14 protein-coding genes and 2 pseudogenes are annotated in these 14,864 nt (G+C 66.0%); 8 read left to right on the top strand and 8 right to left on the bottom strand.

Annotated features, from left to right (window positions below):
• Positions 1 to 10: 10 nt before the first annotated feature.
• The 4 genes from AB0M79_RS28555 to AB0M79_RS28540 all read left to right on the top strand — a co-directional run bounded on the left by AB0M79_RS28555 (position 11) and on the right by AB0M79_RS28540 (position 6,222).
• On the top strand, positions 11 to 3,112 hold the full coding sequence (locus AB0M79_RS28555) for a lantibiotic dehydratase (RefSeq protein ID WP_364219285.1): 3,102 nt from the start codon (positions 11 to 13) through the stop codon (positions 3,110 to 3,112).
• On the top strand, positions 3,109 to 4,320 hold the full coding sequence (locus AB0M79_RS28550; protein WP_364219282.1) for a lanthionine synthetase C family protein: 1,212 nt from the start codon (positions 3,109 to 3,111) through the stop codon (positions 4,318 to 4,320). The genes AB0M79_RS28555 and AB0M79_RS28550 overlap by 4 nt, the downstream gene beginning before the upstream one ends.
• A 62-nt stretch (positions 4,321 to 4,382) precedes the next feature.
• Entirely contained in the window at positions 4,383 to 5,369 is a 987-nt protein-coding gene (locus AB0M79_RS28545) for a thiopeptide-type bacteriocin biosynthesis protein (protein WP_364219279.1), read from the top strand.
• On the top strand, positions 5,350 to 6,222 hold the full coding sequence (locus AB0M79_RS28540; protein WP_364219276.1) for a hypothetical protein: 873 nt from the start codon (positions 5,350 to 5,352) through the stop codon (positions 6,220 to 6,222). Before AB0M79_RS28545 ends, AB0M79_RS28540 begins: the two co-directional genes overlap by 20 nt.
• A gap of 119 nt (positions 6,223 to 6,341) precedes the next feature.
• On the opposite strand, the gene AB0M79_RS28535 is transcribed toward AB0M79_RS28540, so the two are convergent.
• The 8 genes and pseudogenes from AB0M79_RS28535 to AB0M79_RS28500 all read right to left on the bottom strand — a co-directional run.
• Positions 6,342 to 6,902, bottom strand: a complete 561-nt coding sequence (locus tag AB0M79_RS28535; protein ID WP_364219273.1) for a hypothetical protein — start codon at positions 6,900 to 6,902, stop codon at positions 6,342 to 6,344.
• 175 nt (positions 6,903 to 7,077) lie between these two features.
• Positions 7,078 to 7,344 (bottom strand): hypothetical protein, encoded by a 267-nt coding sequence (locus tag AB0M79_RS28530; RefSeq protein ID WP_364219270.1) that lies wholly within the window; start codon positions 7,342 to 7,344, stop codon positions 7,078 to 7,080.
• Positions 7,345 to 7,413: 69 nt separating this feature from the next.
• Positions 7,414 to 7,683, bottom strand: coding sequence for a hypothetical protein (locus AB0M79_RS28525; RefSeq protein ID WP_364219267.1), 270 nt, complete (start codon positions 7,681 to 7,683; stop codon positions 7,414 to 7,416).
• Positions 7,684 to 8,263: 580 nt separating this feature from the next.
• Positions 8,264 to 9,067 carry a hypothetical protein gene (locus tag AB0M79_RS28520; RefSeq protein WP_364219264.1) on the bottom strand — a complete coding sequence of 268 codons (804 nt, stop codon included), beginning with the start codon at positions 9,065 to 9,067 and terminating at the stop codon, positions 8,264 to 8,266.
• A gap of 392 nt (positions 9,068 to 9,459) precedes the next feature.
• Positions 9,460 to 9,594: a hypothetical protein gene (locus AB0M79_RS28515; RefSeq protein ID WP_364219386.1), complete on the bottom strand. Its 135-nt coding sequence runs from the start codon at positions 9,592 to 9,594 to the stop codon at positions 9,460 to 9,462.
• A gap of 11 nt (positions 9,595 to 9,605) precedes the next feature.
• The gene (locus AB0M79_RS28510) at positions 9,606 to 9,938 is read right to left on the bottom strand and encodes a hypothetical protein (RefSeq protein ID WP_364219261.1); all 333 of its coding nucleotides are present in this window, start codon (positions 9,936 to 9,938) and stop codon (positions 9,606 to 9,608) included.
• A 439-nt stretch (positions 9,939 to 10,377) separates the two neighbouring features.
• Positions 10,378 to 10,575: a hypothetical protein gene (locus tag AB0M79_RS28505; RefSeq protein ID WP_364219258.1), complete on the bottom strand. Its 198-nt coding sequence runs from the start codon at positions 10,573 to 10,575 to the stop codon at positions 10,378 to 10,380.
• A gap of 305 nt (positions 10,576 to 10,880) precedes the next feature.
• A pseudogene (locus tag AB0M79_RS28500) lies at positions 10,881 to 11,390 on the bottom strand (IS6 family transposase); the annotation flags it as partial.
• Between the two features lie 87 nt (positions 11,391 to 11,477).
• Between AB0M79_RS28500 and AB0M79_RS28495 the strand changes: the two are divergent.
• From AB0M79_RS28495 to AB0M79_RS28480, 4 genes and pseudogenes are all read left to right on the top strand, one after another.
• Positions 11,478 to 11,957 carry a hypothetical protein gene (locus AB0M79_RS28495; RefSeq protein WP_364219255.1) on the top strand — a complete coding sequence of 160 codons (480 nt, stop codon included), beginning with the start codon at positions 11,478 to 11,480 and terminating at the stop codon, positions 11,955 to 11,957.
• A 938-nt stretch (positions 11,958 to 12,895) separates the two neighbouring features.
• Positions 12,896 to 13,768 (top strand): hypothetical protein, encoded by an 873-nt coding sequence (locus tag AB0M79_RS28490; RefSeq protein WP_364219252.1) that lies wholly within the window; start codon positions 12,896 to 12,898, stop codon positions 13,766 to 13,768.
• A 402-nt stretch (positions 13,769 to 14,170) separates the two neighbouring features.
• Positions 14,171 to 14,416 (top strand): annotated as a pseudogene (locus AB0M79_RS28485) (lanthionine synthetase LanC family protein); the annotation flags it as partial.
• A gap of 70 nt (positions 14,417 to 14,486) precedes the next feature.
• Positions 14,487 to 14,798, top strand: a complete 312-nt coding sequence (locus AB0M79_RS28480; RefSeq protein ID WP_364219383.1) for a group II intron maturase-specific domain-containing protein — start codon at positions 14,487 to 14,489, stop codon at positions 14,796 to 14,798.
• Positions 14,799 to 14,864 lie beyond the last annotated feature (66 nt).

Raw genomic sequence — 14,864 nt, 5'->3', positions numbered from 1 at the left:
AGGGGGCGTAATGGCGAGGACCATGCAGTTCCGGCACACGGACTTCGTGCTGCTGCGGGCCACCACCCTCGGCGACGGTTCGGACCTGCCTGGAGATCTTGACATCGCCGGGGTGATCGCGCAGGGCAACCTGGCCGATGTGGGTACGGCCTGGCTCGCCCAGGTGTGGGGACGGGCAACATTCCAGGCCGCCGTGGCTCTGGCCAGTCCGGCCCTAGCCGACCAGGTCGATGCGGTGGTGGCCGGTGCACGGTTGGATGAGCGCCGGCTTCGCCGGTTGATCGTCTCGGTGGCCATGTATGTCGCGCGGTGGCGGGGCCGCCCCACCCCGTTCGGCTTGTTCGCGGGCGTGACCGGGGCAGCCGTGGGCGTCCCGGCCGTGCGGTGGGGTGACCGCCACCAGGCCATCGTCCGACCCGACGAAGAATGGTGGATCGGGATCGTAGACGCGCTGGAGCGGCGCCTCGACGTGTTGGAAAGGCTTCCGGTCGTCGTGAACCCCACCGCGACCGTCCGGGGCGACTGGTTGGTGGTGCCTGGTCAGCCGCCCATAGGGGCCTCGGCGGCGTTGGCGCCCTTGGAGGTCTCGGCTCGGCGGACACGGCCGGTGCGGGCCGCGGTCGACGCCGCGCAGGAGCCCATTCCGTTCAGGGACCTTGCGAAGTGGATGAGTGCGGAGTTTCCGACGGCGTCCTCGACGCAGATCCGTGAACTGCTGACCGGCCTTGTCGCCCAGCACATGCTGATCAGCAGCCTGCACGCGCCCATGACGGTGCCGGACACGCTCGGGCATCTCATCGGCCAGCTCGAGACTGTCGGGGCGGACGAGATCCCCGACGTTCGCGCACTGCTGGACCAGCTACGCGCGATCCACGCGACGCTGAAGGGCCACCAGGATGAGTCTGGCACCGACCGGGACCGGCTGCACGCGGTGGGCGAGCAGATGCGTGGGATCGGCGGTGCCAGCGTCCAGCCGGTGCGGGTCGACCTGCGGTTGGACGCTGAAGTATCGGTGCCGGGGTCGGTGATCAGCGAAGCGGAGTCGGCGGCGTCCACGTTGCTGCGGCTGACCCCGTACCCGTACGGCTATCCGGCCTGGCGCGAGTGGCATCTGTCGTTCCGGCGACGGTACGGGCCAGGGGCCGTGGTCGCTGTCCAGGAAGCGGTAGCTGACTCGGGACTCGGCCTGCCAGCCGGGTACCTGGGCTCCGGCCTTGGACTCGCACCGGCCGCCCTGTCCGACCGCGACACCGCCCTACTCACGTTGGCGCAACAAGCCACGCTCGACGGCGCCGACGAGATCGTGCTGGACAATGCCACGATCGATTCCCTGACGGTCGGCGACCCGGCCGAGATGATCGCACCACCGTGGGCGGAGATCGCCTTCGAGTTGCAGGCACGCTCGCTGGACGACCTGCGGCAGGGCACGTACCGGCTGGTCGTCGCGGGTACGCCACGCACGGGTAGCAGCATGCTCGGCCGGTTCGCGGACGTCCTGGCCGAACCGGAACGGGCCAGATTGATCGATGCCGTCACCGGGACCGGCGAGGCGCAGTTGTCGTTCGCACCACGTCGACGCCGCAGCGCCAACGTCGTACGCACGCCCCAACTCCATCGCCAGACGATCTCTGTGGCCGAACAGCCAGGCGGCACGGACGCGATCCCCTTGGATGATCTCGGGATCGCCGCGGATGCTCGGCGTCTGTGGCTCGTGCGGCTCTCCACCGGCGCCGAGGTGTTGCCGCGGGTACTGCACGCACTCGAAGCCGGCGCTCTCACCCCGCCGCTGGCACGGCTCCTCGCCGAGGTGAGCACCGCACGATGCGCGGTCTACCGGGGCTGGGACTGGGGAGCGGCCGAGCGGCTGCCGTATGTACCGCGCGTCCGGTACGGACGGGTCGTCCTGGCTCCGGCACGGTGGCGGCTCCACGCCGATGACCTGCCTGGGCGCACCGCCACGTTGCAGGAGTGGGAGACATCGCTCGACAACTGGCGGCACAGGTACAGGGTGCCTGCGGCCGTCGTACTGTGCGAGTCCGATCTACGCCTGCCGCTGCACCTCGACCGATGCCTGGACCGGTCGGTGCTGCGCTCCCGTCTCTCGCGGGTCGAGCGGGTGGACCTTCGTGAAGGGGCGTCGGACGCGGACCGGGGCTGGATCGGCCGAGCACACGAACTCCTGGTGCCACTGCGCGCCGCTCGAGAACCGGCCGTACCGACCCTGCATGACGGGGGACCACCCGCCGTGGAACAGGCTGCTGCCGTTCACCCCTCGGTGGCCCGAGATGCGGGCCACCTTCCCGGGCGCTCCCGGTGGCTGGCGGCGCGGATCCACGGCCACCCTGGTCGCCAATCCGAGATCCTCACCGAACACCTGCCTCGCCTTGATTTCTGCGACTCGACCGTGTGGTGGTACCGGCGCCACCGCGACACGACCCGGCCCGGCGCCCGGCAGTACCTGGAGCTGTTCATCCGACTGCCGTCCCCTGAGCAGTACAGCCCGGCAGCGGCACAGGTAGGAAAGTGGGCCACCGAGCTACGCGACGCCGGGTTGGTGCCAGGCGTCGAGTTCGTCCCCTACCAGCCTGAGACCGGCCGCTACGGGCAGGACGAAGCAATGACGGCAGCGGAAGAGGCGTTCGCCGCCGACTCCGCCGCCGCGATCGAACAGCTCACGTTCGCCGCAGCGGCCGGCGTGCCGATCGAAGCGGTCGCAGCGGCCAGCATGGTCAACCTCGCCGAATCGTACGCAGCCAACCCTCACGACGGATGGAATTGGCTGATCGGACACCTGCCCCGTGAGCAGGGAAGGGTCGACCGCGACCTCCGCGCCATGGCCCTGCGCCTGACGGACTCGGCCAACGACCGAACCCTACGATTCAGTCCAGGCGGCCCGGCGGTCCTCGACACCTGGCAGCGTCGACGAACTGCCCTCACCGCCTACCACCGCGCGCTGACCCGGCAGCGCGACCCGATGCCCGCGCTCTACTCGCTGCTGCACCTGCACCACATACGGACGGTCGGCGTCGACCCCACGACAGAAAAACGCACGAACCGACTGGTCCGCGCCATCGCACTCCGGCAGATCCTCCACACAGAAGGAACCCGATGAAGCGCCGGGCCGGCTCCCCGGCACGGATCGCCGAGTCGATCGCCCACACCCTCGCCGCACCCGACCCCGGGCAGGTCAACAACCCTCAGCGGCATTCATTGGCAACCGGAGACCTCGGCACCGCCCTGGCGCACATCGAACGGGCTCACATCGGTGTCGGTGACTGGCAGACCGTGCACGCCTGGGTGACGGCGGCGGCCGGCGATACGATCGGCGCCGCCGACACCGGGGCATACTTCGGCGCCCCCGCCCTCTCGGTCCTGCTGCACGCCGCCGGCGCGGACGGCGTGCCCCGATACGGTGCAACCCTCGCCGCCCTTGACGCCCATCTGGCCATCATGGTCCACCGTCGAGCCGACGCCGCCATGAACCGCATCGACCGGCGCGACGACGCCACGTTCGGCGAGTACGACCTGTTCCGTGGACTGACAGGACTCGGAGCGCACCTGCTGCACCGGGCTCCGGGAACCAGTGCCTTGGAGCGAATCCTGGTCTACCTCGTCGCACTCACCAAGCCGAACCAACGAAACGGCGAGCGCTTCCCCGGCTGGTGGGTATCGCACGATCCGCACCTGCGGCAAGCGTCCGGCGGCGGACACGCCAACCTCGGAGTCGCGCACGGCATCGCCGGACCGCTCGCGCTGCTCGCACAGGCCATGCGGCGACAGGTAACCGTCGCCGGACATACAGAGGCCATCACGACCATCCTCGACTGGCTGGACAGGTGGCAGCAGACGACCAACTCCGGCCCGTGGTGGCCGCAGTGGATCACCCTGTCCGAACTGCGTACCGGCCGCCCCTCCAGCCGAGGCCCGCACCGCCCCAGTTGGTGCTACGGCACACCCGGCATCGCACGGGCACAGCAACTCGCCGGCATCGCGCTCGGCGACGAGACACGCCAGCGCGCGGCCGAGAACGCCCTCACCGCATGCCTGTCCGACCCGCAACAGCTCAGACAGATCCGGGACAACAGCCTCTGCCACGGCTGGGCGGGCCTGTACCAGACGGCGTGGCGATCAGCGCAAGACGCCCGCACACCCGCCGTCCTCGCCCATCTGCCGCACCTGGCCCACCATCTCTGTCAGGAACGTGTCGGCGGCGAACAACAAGGATTGCTGGAGGGGCAGGCCGGGCGACTCCTCGCGCTGCATACCGCCGTCCACGGCGCCCCGAGAACCGGCTGGGACGCCTACCTGCTCCTCAACTGACCACCACCAGGGGAAGGAAACCGGTGGGACCACACGTCACACCACCGCGCACGGCCACAGCGGTGATCGAGGTCCTGGCGGGCATGCCGGTAAGCCACGCCGCCGCCGCGGCCGGCATCGAGCCCGCCGCCCTCGCCGACGCAGTCGACCTGTACCAATCGGCCGGACTCGCGGCGCTCGAAGCACAGGCCCGCGCCACACGCGACTGGTACCCGGTCCGGGTCGAGTTCACCGACTGGACCACCGCCGAATCCGTCGCCACACAGCACCTCCGACCAGCATTCCAGGAAGCGCGTAACGCGAACGTCATTTCTCGGTGGTGGTTCGTACGAAAGCGCCCCTGCTGGCGAATCCGATTCGCCCCCAACCCTGGCACGACCCCCCAGGAACTACGAAACAGCATCGGGGCCGTACTGAATGGACTGGTCACTTCCGGCCATCTGATCCGCTGGTGGAAGGCAGACTACGAACCCGAGGAATACATCTTCGGTGGACCAGACGCGATCGACATCGCACACGAACTGCACTGCGCAGACACACTCGGGGTACTCGACTATCTCAACCGGCAGAACGCCCCACTCGGCCGCCGCGAGATGCACATCCTGTTGTGCAGCGCAATGTGCCGCTCGGCGAACCTGGAATGGCACGAACTGGGCGACGTGTGGCGGCAGGTGGCAGCGATGCGACCGCTACCACCCGACGTGAACCCGACGCGGCTACAGGAAATGCAGGCCGACCTTCGACGCCTCATGGCCGTTGACCTGAACCCGAACGGAAACGTCTTCAGCGGAGGCGCATCCCTCTCGATCGCCGCCCCCTGGACAGCCGCATACATGTCAGCCGGAAAGCAACTCGGTGAGGCCGCACACGCGGGGACATTGACCAGAGGACTGCGAAACATCCTCGCGCATCACGTGATCTTCGCCGCGAACCGCCTGGGCCTCTCGGCACGAACACAGGCAATCCTGGCCCACGCCACACGGGATACCGTCATGAACCCCGCCGAAACGGCCACCGAAGGAGATGCCGGTGTGGCCCGAGCCCGATGACCCCGACACGACCCGCCGAATGCGCGAAGCTCACAGGCGCGCCCGCACTCGCCTGCGGGTACGCCCAGCACCTGGCCTGGAAGCATGGGGGTGGGGCGGACGCACCCTGGGCCAAGCCGTCACCACCCCGACCGGCGACGCCTGGCTACGCCTGGCCTGCACACCGCCCGATCGAACCGACCGCACCTTCTGGGACGGCGGCGCTACCGCCGAGCAGGAACTACCCCGAGCGATCCCACGTCCCCGACTGCGACGTTGGATCGACTGGCCGGACGAGACTTGGACCTACCGCGCGGAGCTGTACGACCGGGTAGAAGGACACCTGATCGCGCCAGCGGCAACCCTGACCACCACCCCCGAACTCGGCGATGAATGGTGGAACTCACTACGAACGGCAGTTGACTCCATAGCCAGGATAGCGACAGAACGCAGAACCATTCACCAGCACTATATCGACTCCGCAATGCGGCATTTCCTTGGCGTGCCACTCGATACCGGGGTGCAGTCATGGAAGACTGCGCACGGCGACTTGCACTGGGCAAACCTGGCCACTCCGCTCGAAATAATCGACTGGGAAGGATGGGGCCTCGCCCCAACAGGCTACGACATCGCCAGCCTGGTCACCCACAGCCTGCTCATACCCTCGATCAACGAACGCGTCCGACACGAATTTGCAGATCTACTCGACAGCCCCGCCGGCCGATTCGCGGAACTAGTCACCATCACCGAAAACCTTCACAGCGCAACCCAGGGCAGCAACCTTCAACTTGTCGAACCGATGAGCGCCCGCGCCGAAGCTATCCTCGGGCGACCGATCCCCGAACTCCGGCCGCTACATACGAGACGGCCTTGACCCGACCCCATGACCATTCTGACGCCGCGGGCGACTCCGACCACCAACATCCTTCAAGACGCCGGATCGACGGACAGATCCAGAGCGACGACATCGGCAGCCTGGGTACCCCTCCCCAGCTAACCGGCCAGATAGGCGTCGATCCGGACCCGAAGAGCGGCAAGCCGCTGCGCGGCATGGCGCAACAACGCGGCATCCATCTCGGCCTGCGAAACGAGATCCGAATCGCCAGCGAGCTGCTCGTACAACGACGCGTCGGTCTGTCCGTCCAGACATCCAGCGGCGAACTCCAGCAACTCCCGCAACGCGATGAACAGAGCCTCGTCATTACCACCGCGGATAGCCTCGACGGCCTGATCGTATGGGCTGACCGGCACGGTGACGGCCGGCACCGACCGATCCCTGAGGATGTAGAACGCGCCCAGCTCCACTGTGGGCACAGGGCGCTGCTCCACCTCGCCAGCGACGCGAACCATCTGCGGCAGAGTGACCGCCGATGCGGCTGCGGTGACGCGGTCTTCATCGTCGCTGTTAGCCAGGTCCCGATCGGCACGGACGGCGTGGCTGACGACCACGGGTGTGTCCGCCGGCAGCCGCGCCATCAACGCGGCCAACTCCCCAGCACTGGCGAACTCGACCGGCTCCTCGCCCAGCACAGCATGTACCGGGACGGCGCTCACCGGGCGACCTGCGCAGCGATGCCCGAGGGCAGCCCAGTTGCGACCTCGTTGTCCACGTTTCCTCAACCTCCGTCGGGTTGATCGCCGCCTCAACGACGGATTTCGGTACAACACACCATCAGCCGAGTTGAAGTGATAGCGCCAGTTGCAGCGCTAGCCGGCCACCGTGAACTAACTAGCCCCATACCTGTCGATAGGCGAAGTACAGGGCCACGAGGGCAATGACGATGCCAGCGATCGTCCAGTAGGTTTGCCGTCTGCTCCAGCGCACCGCCTCGCCACTGTCCGATATTGGCGCCGTGCCGGCGTTGCCATGCTGTGCCTGGTTCGTGGTGATTGCGATCCGATGACGGTCGCCGCCGTTGACCGCCACGTTAACGGCCTGGCCTGTGGTTCCTGCTGGCGCTGCCCCGCTCTGCGGTTCTGGACTGCCGTGCGTCATCAGGCAATCGTCCCATCCGTGCCCATCAGACCCGGCGCGGGGCCCGGTTGGGCAAGGACGGCTACCCGCCTACAGCCCAGACGTAGACCGTGATGAGTCCAGCGGTGCAAGCGCGCCGATGCTGATCCATGCGATCAGTCGCCACGGTGCCGCCCGACTGGCTGTGATAGCGGTAGGTGACGTGGTGGAGCCGGTGGCCTGCTTGTCGGAGGCGCCATTCGCCGTCTGGTTAGTGATCGCGTTGATCGTGTGCTGTCGCCCGCCGTCGACGATCACGTTGGCCGCTTGGTCGGCAACCTGCTGCAAGGGTGCGCTGGTGGCGGGGATGCCGGAGCGCACCTCGCCTAGGATGGCGATCGCCGTCGTGCGTATCTCGTCGAGAATTCCACGAACGACAGAGGCGCTGACGGCCCAGTAGATCCGCTCGTAGCGGATGCGAGGCGGCCACCGAGCGCGTCGGGCTCGCTCATAAACCGGGCTATGTCCGCCCCATCGGTAGCGACAACTTGACATACCCGCCGGCCTCACTATCACGGAGAGGAACCTGGCCGAGGAGATCGACCAGGTGGTCACCCGCACCCTCGCCCAGTCGTGGGACAACTCAGACGCCCGCAACCGAGGCGTCCGCCTCGCCACCGCAGCCGTCTTTCGGTGTTATAAGTTGAAGCCGCTCGGGAGCCGTACGACTCCACCGTCGCCTTCATCGAAGCCCACTACCTTGTTGACTGACGTTTGCATGCGTCCCGGCAGCAACTCGGCATTCCGCCTGGCTTCGCGCGTCGGCTTGTACGGCAACAGAAGCGGCCGGACGATGTAGGAATGCGACGTCGGGCCCCTTCGAAGTCTGCTGCGGCCACTTGCCTCGTGCGATTCGCGGCTACGAAAAGTACAAAACTAGCATAGAACAGTCCGGCGCAAATTAGCCTTGCCATTGTCGAAAAGTAAAGTAGGTGCCAACTATAGCGACGATCACGCCGATGACCGTCCAGACGGTTTGAGCTCGAGTCCAGCCGGATTCAGTTCGCTCCTTGGCTGGTTGACTGTGTGCGATGCCGCCATCGCCTGCCTGTGCCGTCGTGATCGTCACCTGGTTGCGTCTACCTCCATGCAACACAACATTGACCGCCTGAGCTGCCTGCTCTGGAGTGGGCATCGACGCATCATCGCTCATTGTCGCGCGGATCTCGCTAACTAGACGGACAAGCGTTGTCCGGATTTGATCCAGAACGCCCTCAACTCTCGCGGTGCTTACGCTCCAGTAGAGTCTACTTACGACCGCGCCTTGGTTGCTCCGTTCGTAATTCATCAGCTTCACCGCCTCGGCGCTACTCGGCGGGGCGAGATTGACGCTCGTCTCGCCAGAGCGCTCAGTATTCCGAAGCAGTGCCTGAAGGTCGCCGACGCCGTGGGCGAACTTTACTTCTTCGGTAATGTGCTCGCGCACGACCTCCGGGAGGTCGAAAGTGCTTATCTGCTCGCCTGTGACGTGATAGTGGAACGTCGCGCCATCGATCACCAAGGGGGCATGGATGATCCTGTACTGGGGGATCTCGCTGTCATCCCGGTAGCCGTTAAGCTCCTGAGCTGCCCAGTCGCGAAGTTCCGCATTTCGCGTTTGCGCCCCAAGAGCGATGCACTTGCGTAGGGTTGCCGCGAGAGATATAGCATCGTTCAACGCTTCGCGCTCGATCTCCCTAAGCAGGCTGTGATCTCGTCTAGACACGGTGCCATTGTGCACCCATTGGTAGCGCGGCATGTACTCCGGCCGCACCAGCGTCCGGCGGTTAGCTGATGCGCTGCCCATGAACGTTACGGGTTGATGACACGCACGGCGGCGTCCACAGGGGCCGAGCGGTAGCGGCTAATCCGTCAGAGGCTGCCGCCATCCAAGGCCACAGCATACCGAGTCGGCGCAGCTCCCTTCGGCCGGCAGCAGACCCCCAGGTCGTCCCACGATGCTCGCCGTCGCAGAGACCGACTCCCCGGAGGTCCCGGATCACGGCCGGGGGTGGAGCACCCGGACCGGCAACTCGCGCAGGTCTCTACTCATCGTCGGACAAATGCGCGCAATGCCGGCGTCGTGCTTCTGAGGGACCGAGGCACAACGATCAACGATCAGTTTGGTATGAGAAATGCGGGCTTGTATCCGATACCGTTGAGATCCTTATATGTCTGAGTTGTAGGTACCCGGTCCCAGACGCCGCCGAGCAGGATGGCCAGTCCGGCGGGTGCTGCCATGAACAGGTGGATAACGGGAGGGTTTACGGTCCGGGCAATCTCGCGAGCGAGGTCGCGGATCGCCAGCGAAAGCCATAGGCGTGGTCGCAGCTGGTGACGCTGGCGTTGGAGACGCCGCCTGGCAGGTAGGCGGTGATGATCGGGAGGTTCAGGCCGGTTGAGGCGATATGCCGCCTCACGTCTTCGGTCGGGTCGGCGGAGATCGCCAATGCGAGCGCCATTTCGATACCGGTTGGGAGGTCAGCGACCGGGCTGGACAAGACGAGGGGTGTGGGTGTGATGATGTTGGTGGGCTTGACCCAGAGTTGGCCGCCTTTGATTTTGGCCGGGGTGAAGCCGGCGGTCTCCTGGAACATGACGCCCGCGACGGCGCCGTGGAAGCTTTGGCCCCGCCGAAATGCCTACGGTCGATCTGTCACGAAGTTGATCGCGGCGATGAGCAACAGAAGCCTACTCGCGAACGCTCCACCCCCAACCAGCAGAGCCGACGTTGCGGCTGCTGATCCAGGAGATGACCCCGGCGGCGACGCCGAGGAGCGTGGCCGCCAAGACGGCGAAGGCCAGCCATAGCGCGCGGATGTGGGGGTGGTTCATCGTGCGGAGCCCTCCTATGCGGACAGAGGTCCCCTTAAGCGGGGAACCTGGCCGTGGTGCTCCGGTTGCTCCGCAACATTCCACCCGCGTGGAGCCGATGTCAATACTATGCGCGGACTTACCACGAGGAGTCGCGATCTTGGATTTCGTCTTCATTGGACGGACGGTTACTCATGGTTACCGTCCGTCCCGCTGGATCCGTCAGGGCCGGTCCACCACGAAGTTGATCGAGGTGATGATCAGCAACAGTCCACCTGAGAACGCGGCGCCTCCGACGAGGAGCCCAGAGCCGACGTCGCGACTGCCGATCCAGGAAATGATCCCGGCTGCGGTGCCGAGGAGAGTGGCCGTCAACGCGGCCAAGGCCAGCCACAACGCGCGGATGTGGGGGTGGTTCATTGTGTGGAGCCTCCTACGCGGACAGACAGAGCTTTCCCTTTTGGGAATCTCTGGCGGCCCCAGCTCCGCTTGCTCCGCAAGATGCCACCCGCACTCAGCGTGTGTCAAGAGATACAGGCTGTACCCGTGTCGAATGGAGGAATCCATATCCTCCATTCGGTCGATGGTAGACAGTCTGTAGTCCACCCTGCCGACATGCCGGGGCCGCCCATTCCAGGCCGTCTCCATGGCTGCGGAATGCCACAACGACCCCATCCCGGATGGTTATCGGATCGGTGGGCGTGTTGAACCCGTGTCGTTTGCGGTCAGATCGCTCGGGCGAGTTCGGTGAACGCTGCGGCGACCCGTCGTGTGGGTGGGGCGTCGAGTCCGAGTTCGTAGTGTCCGCGGCGGAGGTTCTGGACGAAGGCGTGTCCGGCGATGATCGTCCGTACGGTGCGGTCGTTGCGTAAACCGCGCATCGGTCTCAGTCGGTGTTTGAGCTGGCTGTGGTCGGCTTCGATCGGATTGTTCGCGTACCGCTCGACGTGATGCCACACCGGCGGCACCAGGTCGTCGAGCACACCGGCGTAGACGGGAGCGGCGTCGGTGACCGCCTCGACCGGGGTCACCTTCAACGCCGACAGCATCCGGCGGAAGAACCGACGGGCCGCGGCGGCGTCTCGACGTGTCGACACGAGCACGTCGATGACCTGGCCGTACTGGTCAACGGCCCGATATACGTAACGCCAGACTCCGTTGACCTTGACGTACGTCTCGTCCACGAACCACCGGTCACCCGGCGAGCGGCGGCGGAAGCGGGCGGCGTCGGCCAGTGAAGCTCCTCCCGTTCATCGACATCCACAATGTCAGCGGCAGGCGTGACGATGGGCCGACCTGACCCGCAACCCAAGGGGCTTCACGTGATCAGAGACGCAGCGATCTACCTTCTCAACCGGTTGGTCCTCCAGCCCTCGGGCTGGGCGCCGCTCGAGACCGGCTTCGAACTCGACAACGACGGCTGGATCGACGACGTGCCGACTGGCCCGGGCGTCTACGTGCTCTATACGCCCCGCCACTTCTACACGCTTCCCGGCGGGAGCTCCTCCGTCCTTTACATCGGCAGGGGCACCAGCCGCGAAGGACTTCGCCGGCGCTTGCGCGAGCATCAGAGGTTCGCCCGAGAGGTGCGCGACGGCATCTACGATCGTGGGTACGCCCGCTACGAGTGGATCACTGCGAATCCCGCCTTCGCCGCCTACGTCGGGGCCCCCGCAGTAGGACTGGATGCGGGTGAGATGGAGCATCAGATGCTCTTGACCTTCGCAGATGCCTACCGCGTTGCCCCGCTCGGCAACGCCCAGACCGCCTGGGCGAAGCACGAGGCCGCCGATGAGGCTTGACTTTTCTGATTCCACCGTGGTGATCCAGTGGTTGAGGTGGTGTCCGTGCCGGTTGGTGAGGATCTCGGCGAAGGTGGTGACGTGGTCGGCGAGGGCGTTGAGGTGTGGGCGTGCGGCGCGTATCCGAGTGAGGGCGGCGTGCTCGTCGGGCTGCAGTTTGTCGGGGTGGGGGAGCAGCCAGGCGGTGATCTGGCGGATTTTCGGTGGCCGCGACGGATGGATGTCGGTGCGGCGGCTCGCAGGGGTTGCAGGTAGCTGCGCAGGGTGGCGAGGCTGCCTCGGTGGCCGCGGGCGTGGATCTCACCGAACAGGCGGGTGGCGTTGGTGACGCCGTCAATGATGCGTTGGTGTAGGTAGTCGGTGTGATGGTCGAGGATGCCGGGTCGTCCGGCGCGGGCTTGGCGAGGAGGTCGTCCCGTCATTTCGCAGACTAGCCAGCCATCTGATTTGTGGAACCCTGGTCGGCGGTGACCAGCAGCAAGTTGGTCATGGTATAGATGTTTATCTGTGCGATTTTGAATCGCCCTCGAACCCCCCGGTAACACCTGTGGGCGATCAGGTGACGGACCGGTGCTGTGGGGGTTCGGTGGCTGTCCCTGCGCGTCTATACCGGTCAGGGGTGGGGTCATGTGGGCCTGGGCAAGCCCGCGAAGTCGGGCTCTCCCATCGAAGACCGACCATCAGGTCAGAATCGACGCTTTCGGCTGACGCGGACCGGATGTAGCAGCGGTGCCGGACACCGTACTGACCACCGGCTGCCCGAGGCGGCGTCGGTTTGACTCGTGCTCAGCCAGCAGGCGCGTCTGCTCGGTCTTGGACTGGCCGCTGTGGCGAGGTTGACGCCGGTGTTGAGAAGCAGCCAGCGTTGATCATGCCTGAGGACGCGCTTCGGCAATAGCGTTGCGGATGGCCCCGCTGCGACCGATAGGGTTCGTACCGTGACGGCCGTAGAATGGGTGCCCTTGAGTCGCCGCCTGGAAGGGCTAGGCCCTGAGGTGCCGGTGGAAGGCGTCCCCGAGTACCTTGCAGGCGAACTGCAGATGTGGCTGCTCAACCAGTTCGCTGGATACCGACGCCTGGAGGGTGAACTTCGGCTTCGCCTTCGACTGCAGGGAAGCCTTCATGGCAAGTACGGCGACGATCTGCTCGACGTGGTGGATGCCTTCCTCTACTGGAACCCGGATTCGGTTTGGGACGACGGGGAGGAGGACGACGACGTCGTCGACCTTACGCTCGAGCAGGAAGCGGCCTGGCAGAGCGAGGTCGACGCCTGGAAGGCACGTGCTGGCGAGGTAGAGGAGATTCTGCGAACGGGTGGATCGGCATGGCGGGTCAACCGGCGACTCAACGGGCTGGAACGGCGTATTGACGAAACGGTAACAGCGGCTGTGGACATGGCGGCTAAGACAGCCCAGGAGGAGGCCGCCGATCACCTCGCTACCGCATGGCGCGCCGCCTACGGCCGTGATCCCGACCCTGACAAGGCGTACAACGAGGCAGTGAAGGCAGTGGAAGCGTTGGCCTGCCCCCTGGTCTGCCCCAACAACAGTCGCGGCACCCTCGGCACCGTCATCCGGGACCTCCGCAACCAGACCACGAGTTGGGAACTCGCCATCGGCGACTCCGCCGGCCAGCCGAGCAGCATCGACCGGCTCGTCGGGATGTTGGAACTGCTGTGGCAGGGCCAGTCCCGACACGCCGGCGGCCCCAACTCCCGACGACAGACACAGGTCGAAGCCGAGGCGTCCGTCCACTTGGCAGCGACCCTGCTTCAGTGGCTTACCAGCGCTGTATTACGTCGGAAGTCATAACCCCAGGCGCTGGTGGGAGCAAGTTGTAGTACGGGGTACCAGATCTGTGAATGCGCCTTTCGGTCGCGGAGCCAGACATTCGGCGATCCGTGCTTGTCAAGTGCGAGCGAATGCGAGTCGGCAGCGCGGCGCTCAGATCGTGGTACCGGAGCAGGGGCTGCGTCGTGGCGGTCTTGTCCAGCAGCGAAGGCCACGAGCTTGCTCGTGTGCCTGTTGTGTCATCAGGTGATCCTGCGGCTGAAGACAAGTCCCGCGACAAGGTTCATGGCCTCGGGTCGTAGCTTGCGGCGGCGTTGCAGCGGTGGGGAGCGACACCGAATATGATCGATCATCACGACGGGCCGGCGCCGCGCCCGGCCCCGCAAGATCGTCAGTTAGTCGGTCTCGGTCCAGACCGTTCCGTTGTCCACCACGAGGCTGCGCGGGATCACCGTCACCGGACACACCGACGCCATCGACACCATCACCGCCTGGTACGACCAGTGGCAGACCGGCACCGGACAACAGGCATGCTGGCCCGAGGTCATCGACCGGCACGAACTCCGCACCGGCACCGCCGCCCACCCTCGCCCGCACCGGCCCTCCTGGTGCTACGGCACCCCCGGCATCACCCGAGCCCAACAACTCGCCGGCCACGCCGCCAACGACCAGCACCGCCACCCACACCGCCGAACAAGCCCTCCTCGGCTGCCTCACCGACGACACCCAACTAGCCCAGATCACCGACGCCGGAATCTGCCACGGCTGGGCCGGCCTGGCCCACACCGCCCGATCTGCCGCCGCCGAAGCGACCAACGCCGCACTCAAGATCGACCCGATCGTGCGGGGCTGGCTGCAGTACTACGGGGCGTACTACCGCTCCGCGCTGCTGCCCTTCCTGGAACGCATCAACGCCTACCTGGTGCGCTGGATCCGCAAGAAGTACAAACGGCTGCGGCCGTTCAGGAAGGCCCAACAGTGCTGGCAGCGCATCACCCGCCAGTACCCGAGGCTCTTCGCCCACTGGGCATGGACACCGCGCTTCTGGTGATCAGGATGGCAAGAGCCGTGTAACGGGAGACTGTTACGCACGGTTCTGTGGGAGCCCGGGGGTGAA

Source organism: Polymorphospora sp. NPDC051019 (assembly GCF_040683055.1).
Classification (GTDB): Bacteria; Actinomycetota; Actinomycetes; order Mycobacteriales; family Micromonosporaceae; genus Polymorphospora; species Polymorphospora lycopeni.
The sequence above is the reverse complement of the archived record's forward strand: the minus strand, read 5'-3'. Positions and strand labels throughout refer to the sequence as shown.

Coding starts and splice junctions, on each gene's coding strand:
- AB0M79_RS28505 (WP_364219258.1), bottom strand. CDS start 10,575: ATGAACCACCCCCACATCCGCGCGTTGTGGCTGGCCTTGGCCGCGTTG.
- AB0M79_RS28510 (WP_364219261.1), bottom strand. CDS start 9,938: ATGTTCCAGGAGACCGCCGGCTTCACCCCGGCCAAAATCAAAGGCGGC.
- AB0M79_RS28555 (WP_364219285.1), top strand. CDS start 11: ATGGCGAGGACCATGCAGTTCCGGCACACGGACTTCGTGCTGCTGCGG.
- AB0M79_RS28550 (WP_364219282.1), top strand. CDS start 3,109: ATGAAGCGCCGGGCCGGCTCCCCGGCACGGATCGCCGAGTCGATCGCC.
- AB0M79_RS28530 (WP_364219270.1), bottom strand. CDS start 7,344: ATGACGCACGGCAGTCCAGAACCGCAGAGCGGGGCAGCGCCAGCAGGA.